Here is an 11,990-nt window from a genome sequence, read left to right as displayed (position 1 = left end):
AACACGCTAGCATCGCATCAGGTATTGACGCTCATCGTCGGATGCGGCGTGAACGCCTTATCCGACCTACATCAAATCAAAGGTGTTGATGGCGGATTTAGGGTAAGCGACGGAAATCGCCAGATGCGCATATGCGCAATGCCCGGAGGCATGACAGGACGCGCATGCGTCGCATCAGGCAATCACGTTTATTCCCGCGAACTAAACAACGCCGCCAGACCACTGCGCCGCTCAGTACGAGTGGCGATTGCCGCACTTAATATGCGCTCATCGGCATACAACGACAGACGGCGACGCGCGCGGGTCACCGCAGTGTAAACCAGCTCTCGCGTTACAACTGGCGTGCGTTGGCTCGGTAAAATCAACGCCGCATGGTCAAACTCCGATCCCTGCGATTTATGTACCGTCATCGCCCACGTGGTTTCGTGTTCTGGCAGGCGGCTCGGTTGCACAGACTTAATATTGCCATCCGGCATCGCAAACCAGACGCGCGTCCCCTGCCCACGATCCAGCGCAATGCCGATATCACCATTAAACAACCCAAGCGCGCTGTCATTGCGGGCAATCATTACCGGCCGGCCTTCGTACCAGCGTGAGTGCGGATGACGATGAATTTTGCGCTTCTGTTGCATAAACTGCTCAATTCGCTCATTCAATCCAGCCACGCCAAACGGTCCTTCCCGCAGGGCGCACAAAAGCTGGTATTCATTGAACGCCTGAATGATTAAATCCGGCTCGGCACGCGCTTGCAGCAGATCCAGATAACGCCCGTAACCCGCAAGAGCCTCCTCAAGCATCGCAATATAGTCTTCGCCGCTCTGTAAAAGCCGTTTTTCGATATCAGTAAAATCCTGCTGAAAAACGGTTTTCACTGCCGTTTTATCACCACGGTTGATCGCCGCAGCTAACTGACCAATGCCAGAATCGCTGCCGAAACGATAGCTTTTTTGCAGCAGGCAGAGACTGTCGCGCAAAGATGCCGCTTCTGTGCCAGTTCCTGACGGAACGTGAGTTCCCGTCAGGCGGCTCAACTGCCCGGCACGCTCGGCGGTAAAGCCCGCGTTGGCATAAGCGCAGATATCGCCCAGCACAGCCCCAGCCTCAACCGAGGCCAGTTGATCACGATCGCCGAGAAAGATCACTCTGGCATGATCGGGCAAGGCGTCGATCAGTCTCGACATCATAGGCAGATCGATCATTGACGCTTCATCTACCACCAGCACATCAAGATGCAGCGGGTTACCGGCATGATGACGTAAACGCTGGCTACCCGGCTGCGCACCCAGCAATCGGTGCAAAGTGCTGGCATCTTCCGGAATGCGTTTCTTTTGTTCATCGGTCAGCGGTAACTGGCGCAAAGCCTTGCCGAGAGATTCGGTTAAGCGCGCGGCAGCTTTACCCGTTGGTGCAGCCAGACGGATACGGCAGCGTTCGCCGTCTGCCATTTGAATTAACGCTGCCAGCAACTTCGCTACGGTGGTCGTTTTACCGGTGCCAGGGCCGCCGGAAATCACCGAGATCCGCCGCGTCAGCGCCACTGCCGCCGCCACTTTTTGCCAGTTAATTTCATCGCTTACTGGAAAAAGTTTGTCCAGGGTTTGCGCCAGTAGAGCTTCATCAACCTCAATGGCATGATTCACTTCGTTGAAAAAGCGTGCCACTGTGCGCTCGTTACACCACATGCGATTCAAATAAAGACGATCACCACAGAGGATCATCGGCGTTGGTTCATCTCCCCGGCTGACCGCTTGTGAAGCCAGCAAGCATTCTTCCCAATTTTGTAACTCACCAATTTCGCTGACGCAGGTTGCTAACAGCGGATGTGACTCCTCGTTATTTTCCAGTCGTGAGAGCGGTAAACAGACATGCCCTTCCCCGGCGTCGTGGCTTAACAGGGCTGCCGCGAGGGTGACGGCAGGATGTTCATCTCCCGCCACGGTCAGGGCAAATTGCACATCCAGCGGGCGTAGCTGTTTGTGCTCCACAGCTTCCAGTAATTGCTTTTGCAATTTCATTACGCCTCCTCCAGGGTCATACCGGCAAACATCTCATCCATCAGGTCAATCAACCCGGCGTTGGGTCGGGTTGTGTAAATCCCTTGTTGCGGATGTTCTTTATCAACGCCACGCAGGAAAAGATAGATAACGCCGCCAAAGTGACGATCATAGTCGTAATCAGCAATGCGATGGCGCAGATAACGATGCAGCGCCAGGGTATAAAGCTGATATTGCAGATCATAGCGGTGTGCCTGCATCGCCGCTGCCATAGCCTGTTGGGTATAAGCCGAACTGTCTTCACCCAGCCAGTTGGATTTATAGTCGAGCAGGTAATAACGCCCTTCATGGCGGAATACCAGGTCGATAAAGCCTTTTAACATGCCGCGTACCTGCATGAACTCCAGCGGCGGGCAGCCAGCGGATAGCGGATCAAACTGGCGAATTAGTGCATCAAGCTGGCTGGCGATGAGCGGTTCACTAATCGGCAGGTAAAACTCCATCTCCACCTGTTTATCGCGGTCGGAAAGCTGATTCAGGCTAACACCCGTTTCATTGAGAGGTGCCTGGAGGACAGCCGTGATCCACTCGGTCAACACTGGTTCCCACTGCGATTCAAAGCCGCCGAGTTCCAGTTTTTCCTGTACCCAGTTCGGGTCAACCGGCTGGGTAAAATCGAGGTCTTCAAACAAACTGTGCAAGAATGTCCCTGGTGACGCACCGCGCGGGAACTGATGCGGTGTTAACGTCGGTTCTTCAACGACGCTGACCACGCCTGCGGCATCAACATCCAGCCGTGGCATCAGATCCTGAGCGATACCGTGATCACGCTGCTGCAAACCGGAGTAGCTGGTGACACGCCAGTTATCGCCGGGCAATCGTTGTAGAGTCCTCGCATTCAGTTCTGCTGTAAAAACATCATTAAACTGCCAGGGCTGGTTATCACCCGTTTGTGCCGTTTGCCAGGCAATATCCTCATCGCACAACGCTTCAATACAGGTGCGAAGCCCTGCCGCATCTTGCGGTTCCCCTTTTTGCAGCAAACGCCCGAGCGCACTTTGGTGGACGTCGGTGTCACCTTTTTTATCGCCACGACGGCGCACCAGCGGTGCGACGCCGAGACTGCAATGCCAAACCGAACGCGTCAGCGCCACGTAAAGCAAACGCAGATCTTCCGCCAGACGTTCGGCCTCCGCGAGGTCGACGCTTTCTGGCGCAGCATTAAGATCCAGAACAGCCTCAAACGAGTGGCGATCGTGATAAAACGCCTGATCCTGGACGCGGAAATTGGTGATAAACGGCAGCCAGACCAATGGATATTCCAGCCCTTTCGATTTGTGGATCGTGACAATCTGCACCAGATGTTTATCACTTTCGAGACGCATTTGTTGGCTGGAGGCATTACTGTCTGGCTCGAGGATATGTTGCGATAACCAGCGTACCAGCGCATGTTCACTTTCCAGCTGCGTTCCGGCTTCTTGTAGCAATTCGCTGATATGCAAGATATCGGTAAGACGCCGCTCACCGCCTGCTGTTGCCAGCAAGTTTTCTGCAATGTTACGCGCCGACATCAGCGCCCGCAGCATCGGCATAACGCCACGTTTGCGCCAGATTTGCCGATAACCATCGAACTCTTCGACTACCGCATCCCACGCATGTTCGTCATTATTCAGCGTTTCAATATCCAGCGCATTCAGCCCCATCATTGACGTTGCCAGCGCACTGCGCAGGGTGTTCTCACGTTCTGGTGTCATCACCGCCTGCAACAGCCAAAGCATCTCCTGCGCTTCCAGAGTTTCAAAAACACTGTCGCGGTTCGAAAGGTAAACGGAAGGGATTTCCAGCAGCGTTAAGGCATCGCGCACCTGAGCGGCCTCCTGGCGGCTGCGCACCAGCACACTGATGTCCGAAGCACGCACCGGACGCGCGTCGTCGCCGTTCATCAGCAACGCTTCGCCCCGCTGTCCGGCTTGTAGCCAGTCGCGGATTTGCGCAGCACATACCTGCGCCATGGTACTTTGATAGTCGCCAACGCCGCAGCTTTCGCCTTCCATCAGCCACATTTTCATCGCAGGCTGCGTTTCACCTTTAAACACAAAACGTAACGCCTGATTTTTCCCGGCTGATTTCACTGGAATAAACGGTATTTCGCGAAACATGAACGCGTCATCAGTCTGACTGAAAAGCTTATTCACGCTGTTCACCATTCCTGGTGCGGAGCGCCAGTTGGTATCTAAGGTGTAGTGGGCGTGAACTTCGCTACGCGCCTTCATATAAGTGAAGATATCCGCACCCCGGAATGCATATATGGCCTGTTTCGGGTCGCCAATCAGCAACAAAGCGGTTTCCGGCTGATAGTGCCAGATACGGCGAAAAATTCGGTACTGCTGGGGGTCGGTATCCTGAAATTCATCAATCATTGCCACCGGGAATCGCGTACGGATCGCCGCTGCCAACACCTCGCCGCTTTCGCTACGCAGCGCGGAATCGAGCCGACTTAACATGTCATCAAAACCCAATTCGCCACGGCGGCGTTTTTCTCGCGTTACTGTTTCGCGGATCTCAGCCAATGCGCGGGTGATCACCAGATCACGAATCGACAATGGTTCTGCAAGCAGTTGATCGATCGCCTCAAACAGTGGATGTCGCGGGGTTTCCCCCCCGGCTTTCGTGCGATCTTCTAAGAAACGCTGAGAGAATTTTTCCAGCGACTCCGGTAACTGATAACTGTTGGTCTCTTCTTCTGCCCAGGCACTGATCTTCTCGATCCATTTAGCCTGATTGCTACGGTTAAACTTGCGTCGATCAATACCAGAAGATTCGATCAGCGCATCCAGTTCACCCACTGCGTCGCGCCACTGCTGTTTTACCGTATCAATACGCGCCACAATTTGCGCGTGGCGGGAAGCCAGCGTTTCATCATCGGGCGGCGGTGCTTTGATAACTGGAGCTTCGCCTTGCAGATAACGATTAATATCGCGCAGCAACGCCTGCGGCCCTTTCCAGGTTTCAAAGACCACCTGGGCAATTTCACGCGGCAGCGGGTAGCAGTGGCGACGCCAGAAATCGGCGCAGGCCTGGTAGCGTAGCAGAGACTCATCTTCAATCAGCTGCTGCTCAAACAGCATGCCGGATTCAAAGGCATTCAAGTTGAGCATGCGCTGGCAAAAACCGTGAATAGTAAAGACTGCCGCTTCATCCATCTGCCGTTCGGCTAACAACAACCACTGCGCGGCTTGCGCTTTATCGTCGATCTCTTCCAGCAGGCGTTCGTACAGTGGATTGTCGGTGGTTTCACGCAGACAGGCGATGCGCAACTCGTGGATATTGCTACGGATACGACCGCGCAATTCTGCCGTGGCAGCCTCGGTAAAGGTCACCACCAGCAGTTCTTCAACGGTCAGCGGGCGGGGAAAGGCGGCAGAACCGCCTAGTCCAAGTAACAGGCGCAAATAGAGCGCCGCAATCGTAAAGGTTTTGCCTGTGCCGGCAGAGGCTTCAATCAGGCGCTCGCCCTGTAAGGGCAAGCGCAAAGGATCTAGTGTCTCGGCGACATCACTCATTCTTTTCACTCATCAGGGGCATTGTTTGCTGCAACGCGCTGACGTTCTCCCACACTTTCCAACCTTCAGGATGCACATATTCGGCTTTCCCGTTCTGGCTGCCGGAAATCTGCGACAGAATAGCCATGCCTTGCGGCTCGACCACCGCCTGATGGAAGAAATCAGCAAGTTTTTGCGGCGTCAGCAGTTTTATCTGGGCCACGATTTTATCACGCGAATCGAAGCGCATATTGCCGCGATCGAAATCTTTACTTAACTTCGATGCTTCTTCGCCGAGCGTTTGCGGTGCCTGCAGCATCTGGGTTATTACCGCCTGCTGGATTTGCGCAAACTCTTCTGGCTTCATCGTCCGCAATTTTGCCTCTGCGGTTGGGAAAAACGCCTTGTAACGCTCCCACAAGAATGAAGGCTGTTTATCATTGCTTTGCAACAGGAAGCCCATGCCCCACTGACGTCCCACGCTCATTGGAAACGCAAACACGGCATAGCCCAACTGTTCTTCGGTACGCAACTGATTGTAGAACCACGGCTGTACGATCTGCCCCAGCAGAGAGCTATAGGCTGAGCTGGTGTATTCATCGTAGCCAGTCGGTACAAATACCGCTGCCAGTGCGGAGTCGGTGCTGTTACCGGCTTTTTCAAAGATGACGGATTGTTTTTTATCGACCACGACATCTTTGTTACGACACCACTCCGAACCATCAGCGCCCAACTGTTTTTGCACATCGCGTGCCAGCGTTGTTGCCTGGGCTTCGGTCATGTTGCCAATAACCATAAACTCTGGTCGAGCCCCTGATTTTAAGACGTCGCGATAGGCCAGCACCTCTTTCAAAGTGATTGAAGGCAAAATTTTGCGCCGTTCATCTCGCGAGAAGTACGGCACTTGCGAGAGCATCTGCGCGGGCATAATCGCCTGCTCGAACGCTTTGCCCTTTTCTGCGGAATCCATCATCTGGTTATACCAGGACTTCGCCTGCTCAAGCTGATCTTCCGTAGCGGTATAGCTAAAGTAGCCCTCCAGCAAAGCCTGGAACAGCTGCGGCAGGCGCTGGGTGTAACCATTGGCATTAACCATAAGGCCGTTGTTAGCATTGGTGGAAAAACTTATGCCACCAACCGACGCCTGGTTGCTTAACTGATCAAGCGCCAGTCCGGCAAGATAATCATTGAGCGCAAACATCACCTGATTGCGGGCGCTGTCCATGGCTTTCGGGTTACGCAAAATCAGGCTAACATCAGCTTTGGGTTCGCTGGCAAAATAACGGCTTGGCGCATACACCACGCGCAGATTCGACTCATCAACAATCAGCTCTGGATGGTCGTATTTCTTCTCTGACTTCATCAGCGAGAAATCGTCAGGAATATAAGGGTTAAGCTCCGGTAAGGAGAGCGCAATATTGGCGGCTTTTTTCTGCCAGTCAGCGAAAGTTTGTGGGCTGATTTTATCGACCTGATACGGAGCATCGACAAAATAAGCCGTTTTGTTATGCGGCTCTTTCGGGCTGATATACCAGATACGCGCATTCTGCGGCGTCATCATCGCCAGACGTTCTTTTACCGCTTTAGCGTCGTACCGATCGGCAATATTTACCGCGTCCAGCGTATGCTCAACAGGAACGCGAATCATGGTATCTGCCAGCCATTCGACGTAATCCATATCACGGGTGATTGACGGATAACGAAAGTCGATATCCAGCACATTCGCCAGTTCATCGAAGTATTGTTTATCAATCCCTTTTTCGCGTAACAGATTGAGGTAGCTAAAAATGGCCGCCACAACCTGATCGCGATTCGCCAGACCTTTATCGGTTAAAGACGCAGAGATCGCTAATACGCCGCTGTTGCCGTTGACGATAGGATCGGAATTGGCGCTAATGCCCTCAACTAATCCCTGCTTTTGCAGCCAGTCAGAAAGTGTACCTGGGCTGCGATTACCAATCAGATAGGTAATCAATTCATCCGTTTTACTACGGAACTTCGCTGAATTGTTATCGATGCGAAACTCAACGCGCAGAACTTTACGCGGCAGCGCCGGGACGTAATGAATGATAATGCCCTTTTGCGCGTCGGTGACTACCGGCACGGTGATTTCCGGTTTTTTGCTCTCTTTGTTCGGCACGCGACCAAAAGTGTCCGCCGCCATTTTTGCCAACTCCGACAACGGTTTATTGCTGTAAATAACCGCCTTCATCAGATTGGCAGAGTAATATTTCTCGTGAAAATCTTTCAGCGCCTGCTGCACCGGATTGCCGGGTTTGTCGCTTAAAGTTTCGAGGTTACCACCAGAAAACTTTGAACCGGGGTGTGCCGGGTTAATGGTTTCTGCGCTGACCTGTGCCATGCGCATCCCGTCACGCATACGCGCCATGGTTAATTCGGCATTCACTGCATTACGTTCACGTTCGGCGTATTTCTTGTCGAGCAAGGGTTCTGCAATAGCGTCCGCCAGGCGGTCTACCGCACCGGGCAAGGCGTCGTTCTCAACTTCCAGATAGAAAGCCGTGCGATACGGTGCCGTGCTGGCATTGTGACTGCCGCCGTGCATTTTGAGATATTCGGCCAGACTGTCAGCCTGCGGGTACTTTTTCGACCCCATCAGACTCATATGTTCAAGGTAATGTGCCAGTCCCTGGTACGCCTCGGGATCTTCCAGCGACCCAACGGGCACCACCAGCGCCGAGAGCGATTTAACCGCCTGCGGGTCAGAAACCAGCAAAACCACCATACCGTTATCCAGACGTATAGCCTGATACTGGCGGTTATCTTTATCACTTTTACGGATGGTTTCCTGAATCGGCTGCCATCCCGTTTCTGCCTGACTTAAGGGTGCCCAAAGGGCAACAAACAACAATAATGCTTTGAACCAGGTGCTGCGGGGCATTCACGGACCTCATTATCAACTTTATTTTCTAACCAGATTCAATACGTTAACGAAAATTATCCGGCAGAATTTAATCTTGTGCTGCACGAGTCAGCCTATGTCTATATAACCATCAGTCCGTGACTGGTGCGCATCATAAAGTAAGCAGATGAATTGCGCAATTTTTATACAGCACTCATGACTGATTAAAGCGAAACAGCGGTAACAGGAAACGTTGCGACTGTTCAACGATGGCTTCCATTGTCTCTGGTGTTAATTGCCGCCAGAGCCGTTGATACCAGATATCATCACCTTCTCCACGCACCATCATGTTGCCTTCGTAAGCCTGAAGGAATTTCGTACGGGCTTTCTGCAACGTGGAATCGTCATCCAGCATGGCATCGTTTTGCGCGTCATAACAGGTTTTTAGCCACGCGCCGCCACTTTCAGGTAACACCAGCAGCGGCGTGGACATCCCTTCACGATACCCCTCAATCAGTTCTGAGAGGTAATGTAAAGCCTGTTCGGCTGCAAGCGGCGGAAAACGCCACTCGCCGTCTTTGCGTAGAAAAAGGCGACTTTCACCATTACCACCGCTGGCACAGTAGACAAGGTGTTCCAGCCAAAGTTGCATTCCCTGCGCCACACTTAATAAAGAGGGACGCCAGCGTAACAGGCCATCCGGCTGCACCTGCGGCAACCAACCCGTTATTTGCACACCGTTGCAGGCGAGATCAATTTCCATACTTTGCCCCGGTTGGCGACAGGCAATGACTCTGTCGGCAAGCTGCTGCATCTCCTGACACTGTGTTTCCCAGAAAATTTCACCAAAAGCGCCATACGGTAAATCCCCTGCCGCCCGGAAGCGACGGAACAAGCGATCGGCATCATCTTGCTCGACCAGAGCATTCAATAACTGCTGGTTGATTTGATAACGACTAAGCCCTTCAAGAATAAATGGCTCGGTGTCGGGGATTTCGCTGTCTTCGGTACGGAAGTTCACCTGCAAACGCATCTGGAAAAATGCCCGCACCGGATGTGCCCAGAATCGTTGTAGCGTTTCCAGCGGCACGGTTTCCGGTAAGGTAAACGGCAGCGGCTGAACAAATTCAGAATGTGCTTTACCAGCCTGGCTGGCCGCAGGTAGCCATTCACGAGCATAACTTTGTCGTTCGCCTGGCTGGTAGTTTTGCGGATCAAACGGCATTCGGGTATGGAGGCAAGTAAGATGCGCTTTTACCCTTGCCTCGCTTTCATCACAGTTGAGCGCTTCATCGCCCGGTAGATAATGGCTTTGCCCGATGTAGTCGATCAGTTCCTGCACCAGTACCGACGGGAAACGTTCACTGTTATCCTGAATGGAACGCCCGATATAGCTGATATAGAGTTTTTGCTGCGCGGAAATTAACGCTTCCAGGAACAGATAGCGGTCGTCATCGCGACGGCTACGGTCGCCACGCTTCGGTTTCTGACTCATCAGGTCAAAGCCCAATGGCGCAAGCTGGCGTGGGTAAACGCCGTCGTTCATTCCCAGCAGGCACACCACTCTGAATGGGATGGAACGCATTGGCATCAGAGTACAAATGTTAACCGGCCCGGCGAGAAAACGCTGGCTGATACGTTCCTGATCCAGACGTTGTGCCAGTTCATCACGCAATAGTGACAACGGCACCGCGTCGCCATACTGCGCACCTAAACCTTCGGCGATAATCGCCTGCCATTGTTGTTCGATCAGCGTCATCGCCGCTTCGGTTTCCGCATCCGGCAGGAAGAAGGCGTTGAGCATATCGCGACAAACCGGCAACCACTCTTCCAGCGGACGCTCCTGCGCCAGCCCGCGACGCCAGATGTTTAGCTGCATTAGCAGTGAAGCCAGATGCCCCACCAGTTCTGCAATTAAGCCGCTCGATTCATCATAAGGTAGAACCGATTGCCACTCGCCCTGCGCGCTTTCCATCGCGTAGCCCAACAACATGCGCGTCAGGCCAAACCGCCAGGTGTGTTGACCGGTGGCGGGGAGTTCCAGCTCGCGAACGTTATCGTCATCTATCCCCCAACGAATTCCGGACTCGTTGACCCACTGACGTAAATAACGCAGCCCTTCTTCGGTGATGTCAAACCGCGCCGCCAGCACCGGCACATCCAGTAATGCCAGCACGTCTTCCGACACAAATCGGCTGTCTGGCAACGATAACAGGCTGATAAACGCTTCAAGTACCGGATGCGACTGCCGCGCCCGACGGTCGGAAATGGCGTAAGGCAGGTAACGATCCGCAGGTGCGCTACCAAACACAGCCTGAATAAACGGACTGTAGCTGTCGATGTCGGCCACCATCACGATGATGTCGCGCGGAGTAAGTGTCGGGTCTTCCTCCAGCATCGCCAGCAAGCGATCGTGTAAAACTTCAACTTCACGCTGCGGGCTATGGCAAACGTGGAAGGTGATACTGCTATCCAGTGGATCAAGAGGGCGTTTGTTATCGCTACGGGAAAACTCTTCGATGTTCACACCCGCAACGGCGCGGTTCTCCAGTTCCAGAATGTCAGACTGAATGTTATGCAGCAGGTTATCTGGCGTCACATCGACAAAAGCGTCCAGCTCCTGGCTGCTCTCCAGATCAGAAAGGAGATAAATGTAGTCGCGCCCAAGCTTGCCCCATGAGGCCAGCAGCGGGTTGCCGACATCCTGTTCACCATCGCTGTTAAAGAGCTGCCCGGCATTTTCGCTGTCGCGAAATAGCGGTAATTCGCGATCTTCAAAACTGTGTCGGCGCTGGCGAGTCAGCAGTTTCGCCAGATAAGCAGGATCTTTAATGTCGCCCCAGTAATAACGGCAGGGGTTGGTAAACAGGAGATGGATTTCAATATGTTTACCCAGCGCCTGTAGCGCCTGGAGATAAACAGGCGGTAACGCGGAAATACCGCATATAAAGACGCGCGAAGGTAACCCCGGCGGGCAGGTCGTCGCAGACTCCAGCGTTTCGATAAAGCGCTGATAGAGATTGGCGCGGTGCCAGCGCGGTTGCCCGAGTTGATGGGTATATTCCACCAGCGCCTTCCACAACGGCGCTTGCCAGGCCTGCGCCTCTCCAAGTCCTTCTACCAGATTCCCGGCTTCCCACTGTGCCAGCCAGTCCGGGCGATAGACCAGATACTGGTCAAACAGGTCCGCCGCTTTTGAGGAAAGCTGGAACAGTTTTCGCTTGTCGCTATCGTCAGTCAGATAATGCCGCAACAGGGTAAAGTCTTCGCGCTCCAACAGTTGCGGCAGCAGAGTCATCAGTTTCCAGCTCATGCTCTGTTTGTTAAAGGCGCTCTCTTTGGGGATCTCCGGTAACACCCGGACGAACATATCCCAGATAAAGCTCGCTGGCAGCGGAAAATCAATGTTTGCCGCAATACCAAACTTTTGCGACAGGGTCATTTGCAGCCACTGCGCCATACCGGTACTTTGCACCAGAATCATCTCTGGTTCGAAAGGATCGTCCAGCCGTTCGCGTTCGACAATAAACTCCATCAACGCTTCCAGCACGTCCAGACGATTGGAATGGTAGACCCTTAACATAGCGGCTC

The 11,990-nt window shown here is 53.4% G+C and carries 4 protein-coding genes; all 4 read right to left on the bottom strand.

Annotated elements, in window-relative coordinates; genetic code table 11:
* Positions 1 to 188: 188 nt before the first annotated feature.
* Positions 189 to 2,015, bottom strand: coding sequence for an exodeoxyribonuclease V subunit alpha (gene recD / locus AABJ99_RS04980; RefSeq protein ID WP_000775992.1), 1,827 nt, complete (start codon positions 2,013 to 2,015; stop codon positions 189 to 191).
* Entirely contained in the window at positions 2,015 to 5,557 is a 3,543-nt protein-coding gene (recB, locus tag AABJ99_RS04975) for an exodeoxyribonuclease V subunit beta (RefSeq protein WP_039020545.1), read from the bottom strand. The genes recD and recB overlap by 1 nt, the downstream gene beginning before the upstream one ends.
* Positions 5,550 to 8,438 (bottom strand): pitrilysin, encoded by a 2,889-nt coding sequence (gene ptrA / locus AABJ99_RS04970; protein WP_338387511.1) that lies wholly within the window; start codon positions 8,436 to 8,438, stop codon positions 5,550 to 5,552. Before ptrA ends, recB begins: the two co-directional genes overlap by 8 nt.
* A gap of 175 nt (positions 8,439 to 8,613) precedes the next feature.
* A complete protein-coding gene (gene recC, locus AABJ99_RS04965; RefSeq protein WP_039020547.1) occupies positions 8,614 to 11,982 on the bottom strand; it encodes an exodeoxyribonuclease V subunit gamma in 3,369 nt (1,122 codons plus the stop codon).
* Positions 11,983 to 11,990: the final 8 nt, after the last annotated feature.

Origin of the sequence: Escherichia coli, from assembly GCF_036503815.1 — a bacterium.
GTDB lineage: Bacteria > Pseudomonadota > Gammaproteobacteria > Enterobacterales > Enterobacteriaceae > Escherichia > Escherichia coli_F.
The sequence above is the reverse complement of the archived record's forward strand: the minus strand, read 5'-3'. Positions and strand labels throughout refer to the sequence as shown.